Annotated in this window: 24 protein-coding genes and 2 pseudogenes; 18 read left to right on the forward strand and 8 right to left on the reverse strand. The window is 40.0% G+C overall.

The window, feature by feature from the left end; translation table 11 throughout:
- Positions 1-117 precede the first annotated feature (117 nt).
- The 11 genes and pseudogenes from QT327_RS00450 (at position 118) to QT327_RS00505 (ending at position 7,849) form a co-directional block, all read left to right on the forward strand.
- Positions 118-249 (forward strand): hypothetical protein, encoded by a 132-nt coding sequence (locus QT327_RS00450; RefSeq protein ID WP_256377664.1) that lies wholly within the window; start codon positions 118-120, stop codon positions 247-249.
- Positions 250-469: 220 nt separating this feature from the next.
- A complete protein-coding gene (locus QT327_RS00455; RefSeq protein ID WP_289551588.1) occupies positions 470-1,186 on the forward strand; it encodes a peroxiredoxin-like family protein in 717 nt (238 codons plus the stop codon).
- 18 nt (positions 1,187-1,204) lie between these two features.
- Positions 1,205-2,343, forward strand: a pseudogene (locus QT327_RS28090) (protein-disulfide reductase DsbD family protein); the annotation flags it as partial.
- Positions 2,344-2,595: 252 nt separating this feature from the next.
- The gene (locus QT327_RS28450; protein WP_502910544.1) at positions 2,596-3,183 is read left to right on the forward strand and encodes a thioredoxin fold domain-containing protein; all 588 of its coding nucleotides are present in this window, start codon (positions 2,596-2,598) and stop codon (positions 3,181-3,183) included.
- 18 nt (positions 3,184-3,201) lie between these two features.
- Positions 3,202-3,666 carry a thioredoxin family protein gene (locus tag QT327_RS00475; RefSeq protein ID WP_149105823.1) on the forward strand — a complete coding sequence of 155 codons (465 nt, stop codon included), beginning with the start codon at positions 3,202-3,204 and terminating at the stop codon, positions 3,664-3,666.
- A 266-nt stretch (positions 3,667-3,932) separates the two neighbouring features.
- Positions 3,933-4,532, forward strand: a complete 600-nt coding sequence (locus tag QT327_RS00480) for a sigma-70 family RNA polymerase sigma factor (RefSeq protein WP_149105824.1) — start codon at positions 3,933-3,935, stop codon at positions 4,530-4,532.
- 10 nt (positions 4,533-4,542) lie between these two features.
- Positions 4,543-4,830: a hypothetical protein gene (locus QT327_RS00485; RefSeq protein WP_013667424.1), complete on the forward strand. Its 288-nt coding sequence runs from the start codon at positions 4,543-4,545 to the stop codon at positions 4,828-4,830.
- 20 nt (positions 4,831-4,850) lie between these two features.
- Positions 4,851-5,234 carry a hypothetical protein gene (locus QT327_RS00490; protein ID WP_149105825.1) on the forward strand — a complete coding sequence of 128 codons (384 nt, stop codon included), beginning with the start codon at positions 4,851-4,853 and terminating at the stop codon, positions 5,232-5,234.
- Positions 5,235-5,352: 118 nt separating this feature from the next.
- Positions 5,353-5,835, forward strand: a complete 483-nt coding sequence (locus QT327_RS00495; protein WP_149105826.1) for a DoxX family protein — start codon at positions 5,353-5,355, stop codon at positions 5,833-5,835.
- A 311-nt stretch (positions 5,836-6,146) separates the two neighbouring features.
- Positions 6,147-7,088, forward strand: a complete 942-nt coding sequence (locus tag QT327_RS00500) for an alpha/beta fold hydrolase (protein WP_149105827.1) — start codon at positions 6,147-6,149, stop codon at positions 7,086-7,088.
- A gap of 257 nt (positions 7,089-7,345) precedes the next feature.
- Positions 7,346-7,849, forward strand: coding sequence for a helix-turn-helix domain-containing protein (locus QT327_RS00505; RefSeq protein WP_246860301.1), 504 nt, complete (start codon positions 7,346-7,348; stop codon positions 7,847-7,849).
- A gap of 270 nt (positions 7,850-8,119) precedes the next feature.
- Here QT327_RS00505 and QT327_RS00510 read toward each other — a convergent pair whose 3' ends face one another.
- Positions 8,120-8,863 carry an SDR family oxidoreductase gene (locus QT327_RS00510; protein ID WP_149105828.1) on the reverse strand — a complete coding sequence of 248 codons (744 nt, stop codon included), beginning with the start codon at positions 8,861-8,863 and terminating at the stop codon, positions 8,120-8,122.
- 93 nt (positions 8,864-8,956) lie between these two features.
- Between QT327_RS00510 and QT327_RS00515 the strand changes: the two genes are divergently transcribed.
- On the forward strand, positions 8,957-9,400 hold the full coding sequence (locus QT327_RS00515; RefSeq protein WP_149105829.1) for a winged helix-turn-helix transcriptional regulator: 444 nt from the start codon (positions 8,957-8,959) through the stop codon (positions 9,398-9,400).
- A gap of 193 nt (positions 9,401-9,593) precedes the next feature.
- On the opposite strand, the gene QT327_RS00520 is transcribed toward QT327_RS00515, so the two are convergent.
- Complete coding sequence (locus tag QT327_RS00520) at positions 9,594-10,463, reverse strand: SDR family oxidoreductase (RefSeq protein ID WP_149105830.1); 870 nt, start codon at positions 10,461-10,463, stop codon at positions 9,594-9,596.
- Positions 10,464-10,571: 108 nt separating this feature from the next.
- On the opposite strand from QT327_RS00520, the pseudogene QT327_RS00525 reads away from it, so the two are divergent.
- A pseudogene (locus QT327_RS00525) lies at positions 10,572-10,885 on the forward strand (winged helix-turn-helix transcriptional regulator).
- Between the two features lie 259 nt (positions 10,886-11,144).
- Here QT327_RS00525 and QT327_RS00530 read toward each other — a convergent pair.
- The gene (locus tag QT327_RS00530; protein ID WP_149105831.1) at positions 11,145-11,939 is read right to left on the reverse strand and encodes an NIPSNAP family protein; all 795 of its coding nucleotides are present in this window, start codon (positions 11,937-11,939) and stop codon (positions 11,145-11,147) included.
- 336 nt (positions 11,940-12,275) lie between these two features.
- Complete coding sequence (locus tag QT327_RS00535; RefSeq protein WP_289551596.1) at positions 12,276-12,623, reverse strand: winged helix-turn-helix transcriptional regulator; 348 nt, start codon at positions 12,621-12,623, stop codon at positions 12,276-12,278.
- 162 nt (positions 12,624-12,785) lie between these two features.
- Here QT327_RS00535 and QT327_RS00540 point away from each other — a divergent pair, with 162 nt between their 5' ends.
- Both QT327_RS00540 and QT327_RS00545 read left to right on the forward strand, forming a co-directional pair.
- Positions 12,786-13,745 carry an NADP-dependent oxidoreductase gene (locus QT327_RS00540; RefSeq protein ID WP_130855418.1) on the forward strand — a complete coding sequence of 320 codons (960 nt, stop codon included), beginning with the start codon at positions 12,786-12,788 and terminating at the stop codon, positions 13,743-13,745.
- Positions 13,746-13,898: 153 nt separating this feature from the next.
- Entirely contained in the window at positions 13,899-14,648 is a 750-nt protein-coding gene (locus QT327_RS00545; RefSeq protein WP_130855417.1) for an SDR family NAD(P)-dependent oxidoreductase, read from the forward strand.
- Between the two features lie 468 nt (positions 14,649-15,116).
- On the opposite strand, the gene QT327_RS00550 is transcribed toward QT327_RS00545, so the two are convergent.
- Positions 15,117-15,449 carry a Rossmann-fold NAD(P)-binding domain-containing protein gene (locus tag QT327_RS00550; protein WP_207303734.1) on the reverse strand — a complete coding sequence of 111 codons (333 nt, stop codon included), beginning with the start codon at positions 15,447-15,449 and terminating at the stop codon, positions 15,117-15,119.
- A 212-nt stretch (positions 15,450-15,661) separates the two neighbouring features.
- Between QT327_RS00550 and QT327_RS00555 the strand changes: the two genes are divergently transcribed.
- The 3 genes from QT327_RS00555 to QT327_RS00565 all read left to right on the forward strand — a co-directional run bounded on the left by QT327_RS00555 (position 15,662) and on the right by QT327_RS00565 (position 18,286).
- Positions 15,662-16,255 (forward strand): outer membrane beta-barrel protein, encoded by a 594-nt coding sequence (locus QT327_RS00555; RefSeq protein ID WP_289551599.1) that lies wholly within the window; start codon positions 15,662-15,664, stop codon positions 16,253-16,255.
- 224 nt (positions 16,256-16,479) lie between these two features.
- Positions 16,480-17,568, forward strand: coding sequence for an SGNH/GDSL hydrolase family protein (locus tag QT327_RS00560; protein WP_289551601.1), 1,089 nt, complete (start codon positions 16,480-16,482; stop codon positions 17,566-17,568).
- Positions 17,569-17,794: 226 nt separating this feature from the next.
- A complete protein-coding gene (locus tag QT327_RS00565) occupies positions 17,795-18,286 on the forward strand; it encodes a GNAT family N-acetyltransferase (RefSeq protein ID WP_289551602.1) in 492 nt (163 codons plus the stop codon).
- Between the two features lie 108 nt (positions 18,287-18,394).
- On the opposite strand, the gene QT327_RS00570 is transcribed toward QT327_RS00565, so the two are convergent.
- The 3 genes from QT327_RS00570 to QT327_RS00580 form a co-directional block, all read right to left on the reverse strand.
- A complete protein-coding gene (locus QT327_RS00570) occupies positions 18,395-18,964 on the reverse strand; it encodes a YceI family protein (protein WP_289551604.1) in 570 nt (189 codons plus the stop codon).
- Positions 18,965-19,082: 118 nt separating this feature from the next.
- Positions 19,083-20,888 (reverse strand): amidohydrolase, encoded by a 1,806-nt coding sequence (locus QT327_RS00575; RefSeq protein WP_289551606.1) that lies wholly within the window; start codon positions 20,886-20,888, stop codon positions 19,083-19,085.
- Positions 20,889-21,183: 295 nt separating this feature from the next.
- A complete protein-coding gene (locus QT327_RS00580) occupies positions 21,184-21,717 on the reverse strand; it encodes a dihydrofolate reductase family protein (protein ID WP_013667456.1) in 534 nt (177 codons plus the stop codon).
- Positions 21,718-21,794: the final 77 nt, after the last annotated feature.

The following is a 21,794-nucleotide window of genomic DNA, read 5'->3' on the forward strand; positions in this document are numbered from 1 at the left end:
TGGGAAAAAGCATCAGCTTCGGGTTGCTTTGGTGCTAGGGATTTTTTAACATCAAATATTGTTAAGTAAAATGGGGGCCTATAACGTCAAAACACAATATGCTTCTAAAAGAAAACAATGAGCTCAAATAGCCCTATCCGTATTGTTCCGGATTATATGGCAGATCAACGATCGAAATACCATAATCGGCACGCTCTTTACCTTTCTGTTCTTTTTCGAAAATACATTACCGATATGCCGGTACATTAATGTACATTCATGATCAACGGCTCGAACAGCTTTTTTTTTTCGACTCAGAAATGATGTGCTTTATATCGGTTATGTTTACAAGCATAAGATAGGATTTTTCGTGCAATTCTGATTATAAATTAAGAAATTTAATCATAGGCTGCCGAAATTCAGCCGGTAAGATTCATATGATTTTTTTGTAAGGATTCACCAGTCTTTGCGACTAAACCGGCAAAAACGTATGAGAAAAAATAAAATCAACAAGGTAAGGTTGATAAAATCATTGTTAGCGGTTACGCTGCTCGGTTTTTCGGCACTAACTTTTAATGCAGCTGCAATTAATCAAACCGATTCATCTTCGTCAAGACAGCATATGTTTATTGCGGAGGATACTGTAAAGGTGGTAGCAGGTGCCCCATTAAAAGCCGAAGATGTAAGTCCCCTTCTAGCGGGCGAGCAAATCCCTGTTCTAAACCTGCGCAAATCTTCCGGCGAAATGTTCGACTTAAACAAGTCGGTATCGGAAACGCCAACGATTATTGTTTTTTACCGTGGGGGCTGGTGTCCTTATTGCTCGAAACAGCTTTCCGGATTACAGGAGATTGAAAAAGATTTAACCAAAATGGGTTATCAGATTGTCGCCATCAGTACTGACAGTCCAGAGAACCTTAATAAAACAATGGACAAGGAAAAACTTTCCTACACCCTGTTATCAGATGCAGATCTGGCTGCCGCCAAGAGCTTTGGTATAGCCTTTAAGGGCCCTAAAAGCTACGATAAATTTCTATCGGAAACCTCGGGTGGAAAAAATGTTGACAAACTTCTGCCGGTGCCATCCGTCTTTATCCTAAACAAAAAGGGGAACATCCTTTTCGAATACATCAACCCGAATATCACGCAAAGGCTAAGTGCGCCCTTATTGAAGGCCGCTGCTGCTGCCCTTCGTGATGAGGTCTAAGCTATCGGATACAAGCAAATGAAAAAAATCCTCGTTTTACTGAGCTTCATATGGTTTTCCATATCAGTGAAAGCTCAAATAGAAAGTCCGGTACACTGGAGCTTTTCCGCGGAAAAAATCAATACACAGGAAGCCTTCCTTGTGTTAAAAGCAGATATTGACTCCGGCTGGCATGTCTATTCGCAATTTATTAAGGAAGGCGGGCCTATACCTACTTCCTTTAAGTTTGATAGCTCGACAGCTTACCAGTTAGTAGACAAAGTGCTGGAGACGCCAAAGGCACTTTCCGGCTTTGACAAAAATTTCAATATGGAAATCTTTTGGCATGAAAAACAGGTGATATTTAAACAACGGATTAAGCTTAACCAGCCCACAACGATAACAGGTTCATTGGAATTTATGGTTTGCAATGACCATAAGTGCCTGCCTCCAACAGAGGAAGAGTTTAGCATCCCGGTGGGCCAAAAAGGATCACAAGCTCAACCGGTGGCTGAACCCGGACAGCGAAGTACCGGCACGCAATCAAAAGTGGAACAAGCCGCAAAAAGTTACATGCCCGGTGGAAGTGCTTCTTCTTACCTTGGAATTTTGATTGCGGGTTTTTTAGGAGGTCTGGCCGCTTTCTTTATGCCATGTATTTATCCGATGATACCGCTAACTATTTCCTTCTTTACCAAGCAGGAAGTGTCCAGGCGCAAAGGAATACAAAAGGCCTTTTTATACGGAACTTTCATCATTACAATTTATGTGGGCTTAGGATTGCTGATCACTTTTTTTTTCGGCTCATCCGCCTTAAACGAAGCGGCCAGCAGTGCTACATTCAATCTCATTTTTTTTGCTATACTGATCGTTTTTGCACTTTCCTTTTTAGGTGCTTTTGAAATTACTCTACCCTCGTACTGGTTAACAGGATGGACGAGAAATCTAACAAAGGTGGGATAATAGGGCTATTTTTTATGGCTTTTACCCTAGCACTGGTTTCGTTCTCGTGCACAGGGCCAATTATCGGAACCTTACTGGTCGATGCCGTTTCTAACGGAACCTATTACGGGCCAGCGATGGGTATGCTTGGATTCTCTTTAGCTTTGGCAATTCCCTTTACTTTGTTTGCTATTTTTCCCTCCTGGTTGAAAGAACTCCCAAAATCCGGTGGTTGGTTGAATTCGATAAAAGTGTCTCTTGGTTTCCTCGAATTCGCGCTGGCTTTTAAATACCTGTCAAACGTCGATTTGGCTTACCACTGGGGGGTTTTGAACAGGGATGTTTTTCTGATCATATGGATAATCATATTTGCGTTTCTGGGCTTCTACCTTGTAGGAAAGATCAGACTTTCACATGATACTGAAACAAAAACACTTTCCCTTCCCCGTTTATTTGTCAGCATGCTGGTCTTTGGTTTTACGCTTTATATGCTACCGGGAGTTTTCGGTGCATCCCTGAAGTCGATCAGTGCTTGGTTGCCGCCTATCACTTCGCAAGAATTTGATTTAACCGGTTCGGCCGTTAAAGAGAAAACAGAAGAAACCGCTAATAAAAAATATGCGTCCCTTTTTCATACGCCATACGGCTTAGATGCTTTTTATGATTATGAGCAAGCTCTTGTGCAATCAAAAAAATTGAATAAACCCATCCTATTAGATTTTACAGGTTGGAGCTGCACCAATTGCCGTAAGATGGAAGCAAGTGTATGGTCAGACCCGGCGGTACTGGAACGTCTAAAAAAGGATTATATCCTGGTATCCCTCTACGTAGATGACAAAAGCGAACTTGCAGAAAATGAAAAGTACATTTCAAAATTCAGTGGCAGGAAAGTAAAGACCTTGGGTCAAAAATGGAGCGATTTTCAGGCTGCTTCTTTTGGCACAAATTCTCAGCCCTATTATGTTGTCGTAGACGGTTCTGGCAACCGGTTGACATCTCCGCAGGCATTCGATCTTAATGTTTCAAAATATGTGACATTTATAGACAAGGGAACCGCCGCATATAAAGACATGTAATAATTAAAACCCAATCAAATGAAAAATATAAAGTATCAGTTGCTTCTATTTGGAGCGTTATTCTCACTGAGTTCATTCTCAATCATTCACAGCGTACATGATTTAATAAATGAAAGGCCGGTGAAAAGCAAGCCCATAACATTTATCGAAAACTCCTATTCAATCGCGTTAAAGAAAGCAAAAGCAGAACGTAAATACGTTTTTGTTGATGCCTATACAACCTGGTGCGGCCCATGTAAGCAGTTGAAGAACATAACCTTTAAAGACAGTCAGGCTGCTGATTTTTTTAATAAAAATTTCGTGAACATATCTATAGATATGGAAAAAGGGGAAGGCGCAGATCTGGCTTCAAAGTGGGACGTGCAGGAGTACCCTACGCTCTTAATTCTTGACTATAATGGAAAGGTGCTACTACGTTCAATAGGTTATCTCGATGCTAAACAACTGACAGCTTTTGGGAAGAAGGCTCTACAAAAAAATTAATTCCATTGAGTATCTCTGGTTTATTAACAAATCACTTTAGTTTATCAATGCCATTTGAAACCGTAAAATACATATCAATTGCTACCCGCACAACTATCTTTCGTCCAAGCTAAAGCTATTGTCGGCTATTCCAAAGAATCCTTAAAAAGTCAAAAATATTTGTAAGGATTCAATCAGATTTCCGACTAAGGGATGTTATTCACCGTTACGATTATGAAAAAAGATCGAAAGACATCATAAATCAAAATGGAACATTAAATTTACTTATGCTAACGAACGATCCCGAAATTAACACAATAGATAACCACGCAGTTAACCCGCATAAATGGGTCAGCAGGTACGCAGACTACCTTTACACATATGCCGCTTTCCGTATAAATGACGAGGATTTGGCGAGAGACCTTGTACAAGAAACTTTTTTATCAGCACTTGAGCGCAAGGAAAAGTTTGAAGGAAAAAGCTCTGAAAAGACCTGGCTTACGGCGATCCTAAAAAACAAAATAGTTGATGTATATCGGTCGAGATCAATGAGACTTGCAAAAGGAGTTGATGCAACAAATTCTGATGATACTGATACCGACTTCTTCGATCACAATGATGGCCATTGGAGGGAACAGCACAGACCTGCCGAACTGGGGATTGAACAGGCCGATGCACTGGAAAACAAAGAGTTTCAAAAAATATTGGAAGCTTGTATGAAAAAGCTGCCAGCTCTATGGTTTTCGGTATTTTCCATGAAACACATAGATGATGAAACCACTGAAATGATTTGCAGTGAGTTGAAACTGACATCGTCTAATTTTTGGGTGATTATTCATAGAACGAAGGTGAATTTGAGGTCTTGCCTTCAAAAAAACTGGATTTAAATAGATACAGATGAAAGAATTGAGTGAAGCGGAGTTAAAAAAAATAGCCTACAATTGTAGAAAGGCTACTTTTTTAATTGAGAAGCAACAAATCGGAAAAATAACGTTGAGGGAAAAGATGGAGTTAAAAATACACTTAACAGGATGTTCCATTTGTGTAACCTTCATGCAGCAAAGTGCGGTCATAAACCAAATGGCCAGGAAACTTTTTACCTCGGATTACAAGGAATTGAAATTAGATGAAGGATTTAAAGAGCAACTTCAAAAGCGGATCAACAATCAACTTGACGAAAATTGAGTGCAATTAAGGATTGATATATGACATTTACTCTTGTGAATTTAATCCGTCCGTTATCGGCATTTCTGCTGATGACAGCTCTCCTTTCACTTAGTTATTGCCCTCTTAGAAGAGCTATTCAAAATCTCATAAAAGGCACACAGGAAACGGAACGATCAGCTGACGGACGGCAGGCTGGCTTAGCTATTTGTCAGGGCATTATAGATAGCTCAGGCTCTACATTTAACGTGCCCGAGCCTAAGTCAGCAGTTAGCGTTCCTATTTTTACAGCTATCGTTTTATCGCTCTTTTATTCTATCCGGCGATTTCTCCCTTCCGAAAGACTCGTCTTACAGCGAAAGTCTTTAGTTGCTTATCGGAATGCTGTACCTATTTATTTAAGGAACAGAATCCTACTAATTTGATATTCTATTATTACGGAAACGAAGCACGCGGCGCGCGGCTTTAACTAGCACTGCTATTGCTTTACGGCAGTGGTTATTACCCAATCAACAATAATAAATAGAATATAAAAAAACAGACATGATAAATCACATTTTTTCAATATCAGAAAAGAATTATAAGCAATGGAGCCCGTTGTTTTTACGATTAATTATCGGCTTTGGCTTTATGGCACATGGATGGGCTAAATTGAGCAAGGGAAGCCCGGTAGGCTTTGAGAAACTTCTCACACAACTAGGAGTTCCGTTTCCTCATCTTAGTTCGTGGGTTGCATCGTTAGTCGAAATATTGGGCGGACTGGCAATTTTTGTCGGATTCTTTGTAAGTGTTACCGCTATACCCCTTATCTGCACGATGCTCGTTGCTATGTTCACCATTCATATCAACTATGGCTTTAGCTCGGTGAAAACGATAGGTTTAGCGCCACAGGGTCCTTTATTTGGCCCTCCCGGATATGAAATCAACCTATTGTACATTGCAGGCTTAATTTCCCTTATTGTTACCGGTGCAGGGCTCAGCTCAATCGATTCTTGGCTTGCAAAAAGGAAACCTGAAAAGAAATAATAAACTGGCCGGCACTAATAAAGCTGGCTAAATATCAGGTTCGAATCCGGTTGTATTTAAACACCGTCGTTCAAACCTGTGTGTAGAAGAACCGTAAGTCACCCCGGTCCAGCTTTTGTGCCCATGCCAGATAGCTTGGTAACCGGCCTCTTGGATTGCTTTTAAGTGAAAGCGGTTCCGGGGTGCTTTGAGTAACGTTATGGCATTTAATATTGGGAATTGCTGAACCGAATAAAAGTTTGAACCGAATCAGCAAAACGATCATTCATTTATCTAATTTAGCGTCTTCATTGAGAAAATCTAAATCATAAATGAAACGTGTTATATTTCTTGTACTTTTTATGCTGACTGCGGCGTTTGTATCGGCACAAGTTCTGTATTCAAAAGCCTATGGAGATCGACACGATCCGCCCATCATATTTATTCACGGCGGTCCTAGTGGAAATTCCACACTCTTTGAATCGACCACTGCGCAAAAACTTGCCGATAAAGGTTTCTACGTCATCGTGTATGATCGTCGCGGTGAAGGTCGATCCGTTGATTCAATCGCCACTTTCACTTACGCAGAAGCATTTAACGATTTGAACGGAATCTTGCAGCTATACAGCATCGATCAAGCGACACTTATAGGGCATAGTTTCGGAGGTCTGGTAGCTGCTCTATTTACAGAACGGTTCCCTAAAAAAGTAAACGCGCTTATATTGGCAGGAGCACTTGTTTCCCAACAGGAAACCTACGACCATATTTTATCGTCCGTTGAGCACATCTATAAAAGTAATGGAGACAGTTTAATGCTAAACAAGGTATCTGAAATTGAGCGGTTAAACAAAAACTCGGCTGAATATCGAAAAGCTTGTTACGAGCTGGCCAGCCTGAATCATTATTTCGAGATGCCCTACCCTACCAGACAATCAAACGAATTAAGGGAGAACTATGCATCAAGTCTATTTTTTGAACAGAATATCAGAAATAAAATTGCGCCTATTCAGTTCTATAAAAACGAAACACTGCGAAATATTGACACCAAAAGCATATTAACTAAATTAAAAAGCACGACAGCAATATTTGCTATTTACGGAAAGCAGGACGGAATCTTCTCTCCTAAGCAATTACAGGATATTAAGAATATCGTAACACCGGACAACTTTGTTCTCATCGATAACTGCTCCCATTATCTCTTTGTAGATCAACAGTTGGAGTTTATTGATGTTATTAAGAAATGGGTAAATAACGATGAAAATAAGATTCAATAACGTATGTATACACTTTAACATGTAGTTCAGCGCTGACTTTTGGATGAGAGCTTTCCTATAAAGGCCGAAAAATATCAACTTTTCAGTTGTAAAATCGTAACGTGTTAATTATTTCATAAAGCGTCTCATTTTCAAATCATGGAGCTTTTTTTATTTTCAGAGAGTCTTATTTTAACGATTTTTTTAAAGGGCAGATTCGGAAAGTTCCTATATTTTCGGATGGCAAGACCCCGATTTATCTGCTTGAAAGCTCCAACATGACTTTTGTAGATAATATCTTTTACAAAATCACGGCTGAAATGGCCTCCGACTACGAGTTCAAACACGATCTAATCTGCGGCTATATTTTGGAGCTGATGCATTATGCCTTGAAAATGCAGCCCAGCGAAAGACTATATGACCAGATTGATGCAAAGACGCGGATTACGCATGTTTTCAATGAGCTTTTGGAAAGGCAGTTTCCAATTGAATCTCTGGAACAAAAGGTTGAGATACGAAGTCCCGGCGAGTATGCGGACAAGTTAGGTGTTCATGTCAACTATCTTAACAAAGCACTCAGGGATACTACAGGAAAGACGACCAGTCAGCATATTGCAGATCGACTGACCAGCGAAGCGATTGCTTTGCTCAAGCACTCTGATTGGAATATTGCTGAGATCTCCTATACGCTTGGCTTTGAGGACCCTTCGCATTTTAACCACTTTTTTAAAAAGCAAACCAGCCAATCTCCCAAAAATTACAGAATGCCTGTTGTCCGTTGAGCTTTGTTAACCAGTGACATTTAAAAATTCGCTATCATTATATCCTAATTCTGTATATTTCAAAATGCAAGTACGCAATAAAACTATCAGCTCTTTTGACGGGTCTGTAATCAGATCTGCCGGTACTGCACGATAATTTCGTTCTTCATATCTTACTTCGTAACTAGAAAAGGAGTTCGAAAGCGGAACTCCTTTTTCCTGCCAAATCATACGACAAGCATGATACGATGAAAAATCAGTTACTGGATAAAGTGATGATATGATCAACGATTATTTTAGTGCGTAATTAAGATAACCACCATCCGCAACGATCTCAGCTCCTGTAATGAAACTTGCGGCATCAGAAGCCAAAAACAACACTGTTTTCGCGATTTCATCAGGATGACCAAGCCTTTGCAGCGCTGTAGCGCCAGCTATTGACTCTTTTGCTTCAGCAGGTAATACCGTATCTAAGCCTGGCGTATCTATAGGTCCCGGACTAACAATGTTGACGCGGATTTTTCTTCCTGCCAGTTCATTTGCCGCAATTTGGGCAATTTTATTCAATGCTCCTTTAGTTGCAGAATAAACGATGGCACTCACGTTTGCCGCGGTGGCAACGGTTGAAGATGTGAACAGTACTGCCGCTCCATCTGCAAGATGGGGAAGTAATTTTTGCAACGTAAAGAAATGCCCCTTGACATTGGTGTTAAATTGTGCATCAAAATTTGCTTCGGTTACTTTTTCTATTGGCTCAAATGTTCCAATTCCCGCATTCAGGAAGAGAACATCTAATTTGTTTCCACTTTCTGCAACTGCTTTTTCCAGAATCGAAATGCCTTCGAGCTTTGAAGTGTCTGAAATCACTGTAAATAATTTCGGATTGTTTATTTCTGCATTTGCTTTTTGTAGATTTTCGGCATTTCTTCCCGTAATCCAAACATTTGCCCCTGCGGCGATAAATGCTTTTGCTGTTGCTAAGCCTATACCTGAAGTTCCACCGGTAATAACGACGTTTTTATTTGTAAAGTCCATAATTAAATTTTAGCTATTTTTGTAGTTTGTTTTGTAAACTACAAACGTATAGAAAAGTAGTTTTAAAAACAAACTACTTTTAAATTTGACATAATGAAAACAATTGAAAGAAGATCAACATGCCCGATCAATTATTCGGTGGAAATTTTCGGCGACAAATGGATGCTGTTGCTCTTACGGGATTTAATGTTTAATGGAAAAAATTCCTTCCTCGAGTTTCGGGCATCGGACGAGAAAATATCTTCAGCTGTACTGACGGAAAAGCTCAATATACTTTTAAATGAGGGGATTGTTTCTAAAGTAACCTCCCCAAAAAACGCTTCTAAATTCCTGTATCTACTAACTGAGAAGGGTATCGAACTGGTGCCGTTCATGGTGGAGTTTCTTAACTGGGGCTCCAAGTACAACCCTGACGGTGGTCCCAAATCATTGCTTGAAAGAATTAAAAAGAATAAAAAGAAAGCAATTACGGAGCTCCAGGATAAATTAAGAAGCCAGCAGCATTCCTATACAGAAAACCGAATCAACGCTTTTTAGTGAAGTCAATACGAATTGTCATCATTCCGTTTCAAAAGCTGGAAGTCGCTTATGCGAATTTGCTTTAACTGCTTTTTATAGCCACAAATTTTAGAAGATTTCTACTTTCGTTTTTTGAATTGACTCCCCCGTTTTCGGAAATTTTGCCTTCTATGTCATTTTTAACTCTTAGAAAAGGTTAACCTTCTTTGAATTATTTACCGTATATGCTTCTTAAAAAATGTTTTAACGATATCGGACTTCTACCTAGTAATTGTTTTACATCACTTTTATTGGTGTCGAACTCTCCTCTGGCAATCGCCTCACCGAACCTTGCCACATATGCTGAATCATCTTCAGAAAATCCGTTCTGCACAAGCTGCGCAATGTATGAATCTACCTCTGGTTGGTAATAAGTCACACTTCTTCCCAATATGTCTGATATTAGATCAGCGATTTCACCGAAAGAAAAAGCAGCGTCTGCAGCGATGACATATTCTTTGTTTTCATGCCCGGGAGTAGTCAGTACAACAGCTAGGGCTTCGGCCATTTCTGATATCGGTAAAAAAGGTGTTTTACCATTTCCGGCGGGGATGGAAACACCTCCATCCCATATATTAGTTGCGGACAACAGGGGAATCATGTCAGCATACAGTGTATTATCCATCAAGGTGTAAGGTACAGCTATCTGTTTTAGATAGTCACTTGTGTCTGCATGGTATTGTACATCTCCCCCCATTATACTGCGACGCAGATCTACCATATCAAAACTGGTATAAATGATATGACCGACACCAGTTTCCTTGGCAGCATTAATTACGTTTTTATGCTGCTCAAACCTGTGAACTATTTCCGATGAAGAAGATATCAGCAGTAGCTTGTCCACGTCTTGGAACGCACTTTTTAAAGACTCAAAATTCTGATAGTCGCCAATCCGCACCTGAATGCCTTTTGATTTAAATTCTGCCGATTTGGATTCATCTCTTACCAATGCTGCAATATTGTTTGCGGATATGCCTTTGTTCAATAAAGAATTAATGGTGGCTTTGCCTAAATTACCGGTTGCACCTGTTACTAAAATCATGGTGTTTGTTTTAATATAAATGATGATTACTTTTGTTAGGCTAAGATACTGCAAAAGGGCTTTGCCCGTTGTTAATAACAATAAAAGGTGGTAACCTAAAAGTGACTAATGAAGAATAAAAACGACTATGCTGACTGTCCTGTTACGGAAGTTATAGCTTTGTTCGGAGGACGGTGGAAATTAATTATTTTACGTGTGCTTTCTAAGCATGCCAGACGATTTGGAGAAATCAGTGTTAGGATACCTGCTATTTCAAAAAAAGTTTTAACTGAACAATTGAAAGAACTTGAAGCGGATGGCTTAATTAGCAGGAAACAGTTCGGGGAGTTTCCCCTCGCGTAGAGTATGCGCTCACGGAATATGGGAAAAGCCTTTGCCCGTTGTTAGCTTATATAGCAGCATGGAAAAAAGAAAGGGTTTAGGATGATTAACTTAAAATACTATAACAATCTCCGATTAAATGCACATTAGCGCTAAAAAAGCCGCCTCTTAAAACAAGAAACGGCTTCAATATATCTGCAAATACCGGATGCCTAATTCTTCTTCTTTTTAGCCAAATCAGCGCTGACTTCTTGGACAAAATCAGAATCAACAATTGCCGATTGCCAAAATACTGTATCATGAGATCGGTTTATTGCTCTTTTTCATCGCAAGACATAGATTACTATACCTTCGTCCTAGCTAAATCTGTGAATACTCCGCTGGCTGAAGAAATGTGCTCGTTATCTTAGATACAAGCTTTGAGTCTGCATATTCCGGAATCGCACTGATTTTCTTCCATTCCGGATCAGCACCAAAAGATTTCCAATGTTGGTCGCGTGCGGCCATATCATCGAAGGTAACCATATAAATAAGGTTCGGGCGGGCCTCTCCAATGATCGTTTCTCCAAAGAAAACCGGTTTAAAACCCAGCCGTTTGAAAATTTCAATCTCCCCCGCGTCATTGAACATCTCGCGCTTCTTTGTCCCTGCCACCTCACTCGCGTGCTCATATCTACGCAGTTCGAAAATACGTTTATCCTTCGACGGAAGCTCTATGCCGGGCATGTTTTTAAAGGCTTTAAGTAAGGAACTTTGTATACGCTCATATGCCGGTTTTGTTGCCGGAGCATTCAGGTATGAGGCACCTTCTGTAAGATAAAGTTTATCCTGTTCAAGCCTATCATTTATTGTCTCAAACTCGTGTAGTGATTGGTAAGGGATTAACACAATCACTATTGATTGTGCTGAAGGCTTAAGTTCGGTAAATACGCCGATGTTTTCAATGCCCAACCTGTTCAATGCGGGGATTGCTGCTTTTTCAAGATAATCTTCCACCAGGCTCAGCTGGTCAGCGTCCTTTAACGTATAGGTTCTAAGTTCATAATACATCTGCATCTTATTGCTGGGTTTAAGTTGAGCAAAACCAATCTGCGGTAGTATTGCGGCGGCAGCACTACTTACGATTGTTGTCTTAAAAAAAACGCGTCTTTTCATATTAAATATCAGTTTAACAGCGATAAATTTTACAAGAATAACGATTTTGGATCTATTTGCAAGTTTCAATCCAGTAAGGCATTATTTAAATATGATATATGCAGTATGTAAAGAAACAAAAGTTAGCACAATGGAAAGTTGATAGCGTTAAAATGGATTATTTTTAAATTGTTATGGCAAATACGTCGGAAGTTAAAAAACCATAATATTTCATTCGTTTATAGAAAGGTTCTATCATTGTAATTTTGTTCCATTACCTGTGGTTCGATTCAGTGTATGGATTTGACAAATTACATCGTGGTAATAATTTACAGGTTGGACTAATGAATTTGAAAATCATCTTTCAACAAGTACCTTTCGGTGCTTTTTGCCCCATTCTATCATTTGGTTGATCAACGTTCCGTATTCTTTTGCATACTCCGTAAAAGTGTATTCAACCGTCACCGGATAGTCCGTATATACTTTACGGGTAATGAGCTTATTATCTTCCAGTTCTTTCAGGTTTCGTGATAACATTCGGGTGGTAATCCCCGGGATGCTGTTTTTAATATCTTTAAACCGCTTGTTCCCATTACATATGGCGTAGATTATGGGTAACTTCCATTTGCCTCCGATTACGTATATCGTATCTTGTAGAGCTTTTATATCCTTCTCGTTGATTTCCGTTTTTGCGCAAGTTTCCATACAATACCTTTCGTGTTTAGATATATGCACAGTATCATCAGTGATACTAGTTACAAAGTTATACTAAATAGCGAATAACTTTGTAAAGTATTAGCGTAAAGGGTAGGACGTCTTATTAAAACAATAGCGCAGTTCTATAGGCTAATAAAAATTAATTTTAATATGAAAGCAGTTATTTTAAAAAAACAAGGGGGTGTTGATCAGCTATCAGTCGCTGAGCTTCCCATCCCGGTTCCGTCAAAAGATGAGCTGTTAATCAAAGTTTACGCCATTGGTATAAACCCGACAGACATTTATGCCAGACAAAATGTAGCGTTAAATTATATCTTCAATAACGAAGAGCCCAAGATATTGGGTTGGGATGTCTCTGGTGTGGTTGTTGGTCATGGCGAGAATGTTACAGATTTCCACATCGGCGACTCCGTGTTCGGTTTATTAAACTTCCCTACTTTTACTTCGCCAGGCCATGCAAAAGCGTATGCTGAGTATGTACTTGCGCGACCGGAAGACGTTACTTTAAAGCCGGATAATATTTCGCACGATGAAGCGTCGGCAGTTCCTTTGGCCGCATTGACGACGTGGCAGGCAATCAAAAAGTACCCAATTAAACCTGGAGATCGGGTATTTGTCACCGCAGCTGGCGGTGGCGTTGGTCATTTTGCAGTACAAATAGCCAAGTATTTTGGTGCGCATGTAACTGCACTCGCCTCTGGAGCTAAGCGGGATTTTGTTAACAGCCTCGGTGCTGATGAGTTTATCGACTATCAAAGGACCAATTTCGTGAATGTACTTGCTCCTGTAGATTATGTGATAGAAGGTCTGCGTGATGAACATGTAGGACAGACACTGCGGATTGTTAAAAAGGGAGGGCATCTATTGAGTCTGTGGTCAAAGATTGACGGCACACAATGGGAGAAGCAGGCAAAGGCCGGTGGTATACATGCCTTCTATAATGCAGTGATGTCGAGCGGTAAGGACTTATCGGAAATTGCAGTGCTTTTAAAAATGCGCAGACTTATTCCTCATGTATCAAAGAAGTTTACGCTTGAACAGATGCCGCTGGCGCACCTTGAAATGGAAAAAAACCACACGACCGGCAAGATCATTGTCAACCCTACCTGAGAGCCTTCCTTTTTAGCACATAACGATCCAAAACCGACAGAATTACGATCGGTTTTACTGAATATTCAGTTTCAGATTTATCGGAGATCGCAAAAGAAAACTTAAATAACAAAAAAAAAGTGCACAGCACAATAAATTTTTAATTAAATTAATATGTCAACGTTAAAAGAAAAAGTAGCTTTCGTAACCGGCGGTACGCGGGGCATGGGAGAAGCAATAGTGAAACGTTTAGCTAGAGAAGGCGCAACAGTCGCATTTACCTATGTAAATTCAGAAGATAAAGCACAGCTCATAGCAAACGAAATTAATGGAGCGGGAGGAAAAGCCTTAGCGATAAAAGCAGATGGCGCTGTGAAAGGGGCGGTGAAAAATGCAATTGAACAGGCAGTTTCCGCTTTTACTAAAATAGATATATTGGTCAATAATGCGGCAGTTTCTGTAGCGGGACCAATTGAATCGGCCGATACGAGGGAAGATGAATATGACCGCCAGATAGATGTGAACATACGCTCTGTAGCGGAAGCGGTAAGAACAGTCCAAAAGTACATGCCCGACGGCGGTCGTATAATCAATATCGCCTCTGTTGGTGGAATCAGAATCGGCGGCTCCGGTTTATCAGATTATGTTTCCACAAAAGCAGCTGTTTCAGCCTATACACGTGGGCTGGCATGGGATCTTGCGCCGCGAAAAATTACCGTGAACAGCGTTGAACCAGGAGCAATCGATACCGACATGCTGCAAAAGGCTGATGACGATGCCCGCCAACAGTATATCAATGCCATACCTTTAAAGCGGTTTGGTAAACCGGAAGAAATCGCTGCAATGGTCAGCTTCCTCGCAGGGGATGAAGCAGGTTATATTACCGGCAGCAGCTTCAAAGTAGATGGTGGTATATCAGCCTAAGCGAAAGTCTTTTTGCAAAACCATCGCATGTTGCGGTGGCTTTGCAAGATAGAAAAGGTTATAGCATACAAACTTCGCCTACTTCGGTGCCTTATAGCCGATTTATATTTTTTTGGTAATGTTTGCAAGAATTTCTGTAGTTTCATCTCTAAGCACAGGATTTAGTATTTGTCAATCAATATTGCCAATCATTTTGCTGGCAGAAACCATACCCTTCGCTCCCATTTGTATGTTTTTCTTATCCTGAACTCACGCTAATAAAAATTTGAATGGGGTTAATAACTTTTGATGCGTCATCATTATCACCGACGGATGATGTTTTTCATTTGTCGATGCCTTTAAACACCTGAATATACAACGGAAAAGTGTGTACAAATTTTTCATAACGGACCCTTTATGACGATCGGTTATTTTTGAAAAATTTTACAACAGAAAGCCAAATTATTCGATAGGATAAATATCCTTGAACTATAGACCATGCTGAAATCTCAATCTCACTTCTTCTTCGGTTCGCGGTAAAAGTTTCTCTAACATTTCTACTGCTGCGCCCTGCACTTCTTCTATAAAAGGCCGAAGCTCACTGTTATAGTTGTTAAAGGCTGATTGAAAATTCCCAGGGTGTTTTTCAAAAGCATCTGCCAATGCTGTTGCACCTATAATGGCTAACGAACCGCCCATACCTGCTGCAGGAGAAGCACAATAGCCGGCATCCCCTACCAGCGCCACCCTCCCTTTTGTCCTTGGAAGGAACCAACTATATTTTCCGTGTAAGCTGAGGGGGTATATGTGTAAAAAGTTCATATCTTGAATCTGTTTTCTATTACCTTCAATGGCAACGCTAAGGTTGATGTCTAAATTGATTACTTAGCAATACACGATGCACTTTCTGCTACATATTTGATACAATAAAGTGAACATTTCGGATTAAAGTATCCAAAGTAAACTACTAAAACGATTAAAAAAGGATTCTTACATATTATTATAACTCTAGTATATCATCTAAAACAATTATTATGAAGAATTTTTCCGTCAACTTATTTGTGGCTGCTTTATGTTTATTTATATCTGTTACGCAAAAGGGCTTTGCCCAGAGTGGTGGCAGTTTGTATCTGGGATATGGGGTTGCGACTGCTAACTCTATAGAGGACGTCATTACGGATATAGTCATCACAACTGCTACAGGAGGCTCATACAGGGTAACTGATTCTAAATATAGTGGTGCAATTTTCGGAGGATATAGAAGCTACATAACTGAGAAATTGGAGTTTGGTGGGACATTTGTTTATGAAAATGCCAGTAAAGATCTTTTAACGGAATCTGAGGGTACAAGTAGTATATCCACTAAAACTTATGCAGTGTTAGCAGAGCTTAAATATAATTACATTAACCACCAGCATTTTAGGCTACATTCTGGTATTGGCGCCGGTGTTGCACATGCTCGTACATCTGCTGAAGACGATGTAAGGGTTGAAAAGGATAAAACAACCGATTTCGCTTACCAGATAGATGCCATAGGTGTTAGTTATGGAAAAGCATTCAGTGTCTCTTTAAACCTCGGTTATGGTTATAAAGGACTTGCTAATCTCGGGTTGGCATATAAACTTTAATGCTAGGATCACAAAAAAAAGCACTCAGAATATACCGGCATCATTGTTTCTAGCTCAATGATTACCGGTATATGATGGTGCCAATGGAATAGTTACAATTACTTCAGTACCATTTGCGTTTGAATTTGAACTTTAAAAACAACCTTCGTTCCCAGCGTATGGCAAGGAAAAATCACCGCTTCGCAGAAAAAATAAAATTATTATCTTGTCCGTTAAAACAGTTTATGATGAGCTATATTTCCGTTCTAACATTAAGTTTCTTATCACTAATTTTCGCACTTGATAGCTTTGGTCAAGAGGCCAAAACGGTCTTTATAGATGCGCGCGAGCTTACATTAGTGGGCAAGGTGCGTCATAAAGGTCCGTTCTACCATCGTTTGGACACAGTTGCAACTCCCAATCTTCCGAAAGCGGTAAAAGCTTTAGCTACACATTCTGCTGGTCTGGCCATTACCTTTGAGACCACCAGTTCCAAAATAGCGGCTAAATGGTGTACAGGCTCTAGAATTCCAACAGATAATATGACAGGACTGGCCGTTGAGGGCATGGACCTTTATATTAAACGAAATGACCGATGGCAATATGCAGGTGTCGCTCGCCCAAAATCCCATGATTGCAATGAGGTTGAAATTGTAGCGAATATGGCAGCCGGGAATAAAACATGCCTGCTTTTCCTCCCTACTTATGATGAGACTATATCACTTCAAATTGGTGTAGATTCCGAGGCAACCATTAGCCCTGCCGGTAACCCATTTAAAAAAAATATTGTGATTTATGGTTCGAGCATTGTACAGGGAGCATCTGCAAGCCGACCTGGTTTATCTTATCCTGCAAGGCTCTCGCGGGAAACAGGACTAAACTTTATTAATCTTGGTTTCAGTGGGAGTGCAAAAATGGAAATTGACGTTGCGAATTTAATATCTGATCTGTCGATGGACGCTTTAATCCTTGATTGCGTCCCCAATCCGTCGCCGGAGGAAGTGCTAACAAGAACAGCTGATTTCGTTACTACCATTCGCAAAAAACATCCTAAAATACCCATTATCGCCATACAAAGCATAGCAAGAGAAAAGGGAAATTTTGACACCGAAGTTGCCACCAAAGTACTGCTAAAAAACAACTATTTTGAGGCAGAGATCAAAAAGCTGCAAAAACACGACCCGAACTTGTATCTTATCTATGCGGAGGGCCTATTAGGGGGTGATCAGGAAGGGACTACAGACGGTATTCACCCCAACGATCTTGGGTTCGACCGGATGCTTCAGAAGATCCGCCCCATGATTTTAAAAATTCTCCAGCCTTATGGAATCTGACCTATTACAGAGCCACAGCAATTAACTGAACACCTAGGTGGCTAATTGCTTGCTATTGAATCGGGGTACTTTTAAATCATTATGGCAAATACATCGGACCTTATAAAAACCATAATATTTCGTTCATTTGTAGAAAAGGCCCTATCATTGTAATATTATTCTATTCCTACCTTTTGGCTCAGGGTGGTAGATTTGACAAAATTACATCGTGATAATAATTTACGCTATGTTTAATGATAAGCTTAATATTCATCTTCGAAAGACTAAAGTTTCAGATCTGGAAAGTTTATTTCGGTTTCAACTGGATCCGGATGCAAATTATCTGGCAGCATTTACGTCAAAAGATCCAACTAATAAAAGTGCATATTTGGAAAAATACACCAAGTTGTTAAATGACCCTACTGTTAACAACTTTACCATTGTTGTGGATGGGATCATCGTGGGAAGCGTAGCGAAATTTGTTATGGAAGGAAATGCCGAAATTACCTATTGGATAGACAAGAAGTATTGGAAAAAAGGCATTACATCCTATGCTTTAAAGCACTTTCTTGCCATCGAAACTACACGTCCTATTTTCGCACGCGTTGCGTTTGATAATTTTGGTTCTCGGAGAGTTTTAGAGAAGTGCGGCTTTGTAAAAATCGGTACAGACAGGGGCTACGCTAATGCACGACAACTGGAGATAGAAGAGGTTATTTACAGGCTGGATAATTTTTAACAGCGTTTATTCCAACCTGTAGTAGAGCAGCGCAAATAATCAATAACTAAACGTATTCATTTCTTAAAGTGTGTATCGCGTTTGTATTCATTTTGATTTCAGATCATCTTACTGTAACTGCAACTCAGCATCTGCGACAATAAAAACGCTATCACCTATCAATTTTTCAGGAAACTTGCTACCTATTTCGAAATCAGAACGACTAATCGTACCGGTAACCTGAAAACCCGCCGTTCTTTTTTTCGTTACTGTATTGTTTATTGTCCCATTATGTACCATCTCCATCGTAACCTGTTTGGTTACATCATGCATCGTTAACATTCCGGTAACAGAATATCTATTTTCATCGATTCTGGATATAGATTTACTTTTAAACTGAATAGTTGAATAGCTTTCCGCATCAAAGAAATCCTTATCTTTCAGATGCTTGTCGCGTGCTTCTACTTCTGTATCAATTGAGCTGATTTCAGCCCTTAATGCTATCACGGCGTCACTGAAATCCGGCTTCGCGGCTTTAACCTCTATTTCAAAGTCTTTAAAAATGCCATTGACCTCTGAAATCTGCATATGCTCTATCCTAAAACCCAATCTTGAATGCTCCGGGTCGCTTTTCCACTTTTGTGCCGAAGCACACAGCGTTGTAATCGCAAGAAAAAAAGTTAATTTAAATCTTTTCATAAATTGAGTTTGTTTTGTAAAACAGTGCCAGTTTTAATTGGCACTGTCTTACACGAAAGTTGGCAAAAGGGAGTAATCCGTTATTTAGAAACACACAGAGGTCGTTAAATCATAAACTTTAATCCTTGTTATTATAAAACCCGCCATAATATTTGAATGGCGACCATACGGGAAGTGTTTCAGGTAATTTCGGGGACAGGCTTTTATACTCGTCTGCGCCAAAAACCACCCTGCCGTCTACGACGGTCAATAAGGAGGAGATTGTTTTTATTTCATCATCCGGTATGGTAAAATAATCTTTATTAAGCAAGACGAAATCTGCGAAATGACCCGGAATGATTTTTCCCATTTCACGCTCTTGATCTTCAAACCAGGTTGGGGCTACCGTAAACAATTTTAAGGCTTCTTCTCTTGTTAACCGATTATTTTTTGCCAATATTTCGGCACCCGACACTGATTTCCCTGTGGTCATCCAACTTATGCCTATCCATGGATTAAAGGAAGCGACCCTAAATGCATCCGTCGTCATCGTAAGTGGAACACCGCTATCATACAAATCACGTAATCTCGGGGTTTGTGATGCTTTCTCTGCTCCATAGGTCTTTACAAAAGCTTCGCCGTGCATGGCCAGCTTTGTATCTAAAGCGATACCGCCCCCTAGTTTTTTTACTCTGGCAGCATTCTCAAGAGATATCGTTTCGGCATGTTCAATACTCCAGCGTAAACCATCCAATGGTGTCTTTTTGTTTATTGCTTCGAGTTCGTCGAGGAACGGAGTGATATTTTCGTCGTAGCTGATGTGCATGCGAAAAGGGATTCCTTTCTCAACGAGCTTGGTAATGTCCTCTCTAATGTAACGGCGCATTACTTCATTATCGATAATTACAGCTGGTCTGTCGAAGTTTTCATGGTCATGTAGTTCCATTCTAAGCAATTCGCCGGCACCTTCATATTCATGACCATGTGCCATAGTCGGATGCAGATTCTCTCCCGGACTGATAGGGGATTTCTTTATTACCGCGTTAATTTCTGCATCTACCAAACTAGCACTGTTCGTATCACCGTACTGAAGGTCTATGAATGGCATCCTTATGTTTAGACGATTCTCCTTCGCCAGTTGTTGTATTTGCGTATGTCCGTGAGGATGGCCGATCAAAGCGGCTCCATCAACAGCTGAAGTAACTCCAAAGCGGTTCAGACTATTTATTACATTTGCAATTGAACTAAGCTGCTCATCACTTGAAGGCTGTGGCACCATCGCTTCCAGTGAGATAAACGTAAATGTATACCCGTCTACGACCCCTGTATAATTTCCTTTCTTATCCTTTTCGAATACCGTACCCGGCAACGCCGGAAAACGATCGGTACCTACTCCAAAAGCTTTCATAGCCATTTCGTTTAAAAATGCCCGGTTGTAAGCATACTGTACAATCGCAGGTCTGTTCGGAACTGCCTTTCGAATTTCTTCGATGGTGGGCAATCGATTTTCTTTAAACTGGTATGGCGACCAACCCCCGATCACTTTTACCCATTGGCCCTCAGGAGTTCGTTCTGCCTGCTCACTTAACATTTCCAATGCACGCTTCAAAGTCGGCACGCCTTCCCATCTGACATTGTAATTGTAACTCCTATCATTTAATATATGGATGTGGGCATCATTGATACCAGGTATCAACCGCTTACCACCTGCATTGATGACCTTGGTGCTATTGTCTTTCAATTTCAATATCTCGACATCTGTGCCTACAGCATAAATTTTACCTCGTTTTACTGCGAGTGCAGAAGCTTCGGGTTTGGTTAGGCTTCCGGTAGTGATCTTTGCATTAAACACGATCATATCGGCACCGATCAATTGTTCAGTGGTTTGTGCTCTACTGTATACAATGCTGATTATAGCTGTTGCTAGAACGATTAGTCTTCTCATAGTTTACTATTAAAAATTAATTTTTGATTGTCCTGTAATTCTTTAAATGGCACTCGGATATTTAATCCAAAATTAATTTTCCTCAAAATGTTAGAAGATGACATTTGCCTAAAAATTCAATCGGCAAATGTCTACGTATCAGGAATAACAGCTGTTTTGGGTAATGAACGGTACCCAACCGGAGTGTGAAGTTGTTGTCCGGCGTTTGGCACTATGCCTGTTGAAAAAATAAAAAAAGCAAATTACTAAGTCGAAGTCAAGACCATATGCCTCGTTATCAGTTTCTATTTAGCTTTCACCGCTTTCTTCGATAATGCAATTGTGTCAATCCGGTATCGTAGGGTTTTGTGGTTAGGAGTTCAAGCATTTGTTCAGGCCTTTCGTCCTTAAAAAGTCTTGTTCCATCGCCTAACAAAATCGGTATAACGGAAATTATAAACTCGTCTATTAAGTCATGCTTTAACAACTCATTTATTATTTCTGCTCCCCCATCACAATAAATGTTCTTGCCGTTTTCAGATTTTAGTCTTTTTACCAATTCCACCAAATCTCCTGTGTAAAAAATTGTTCTACCTGCATTTGGTCGTTGATTTCTTGTTATTACATAAACATCTCTCTGCCCGTTGTCATAATGAGAAGAACCGACTTCTTTGAGGACATAATCATAGGTTTTTCTACCAACAATTAATGTGTCGACTGTATCTGTGAACGAAGTATAGCCATAATCTTCGCCCTCTTTTTCGACAAGTTTTAGAAAATTGAGGTCGTCATTAGGTTTTGCAATGTAACCATCTAAACTCATCGCAATGAAAAGTGATATTTTTCGCATTTTCCTTTATTTTAATGTTTCTACAAAAATAGTTTTAGATAACTATTGGCACTTTGGAAAAATGCGACAAAATTAAA

Source organism: Olivibacter sp. 47 (genome assembly GCF_030372825.1).
In the GTDB taxonomy this organism is placed as follows: domain Bacteria; phylum Bacteroidota; class Bacteroidia; order Sphingobacteriales; family Sphingobacteriaceae; genus Olivibacter; species Olivibacter oleidegradans.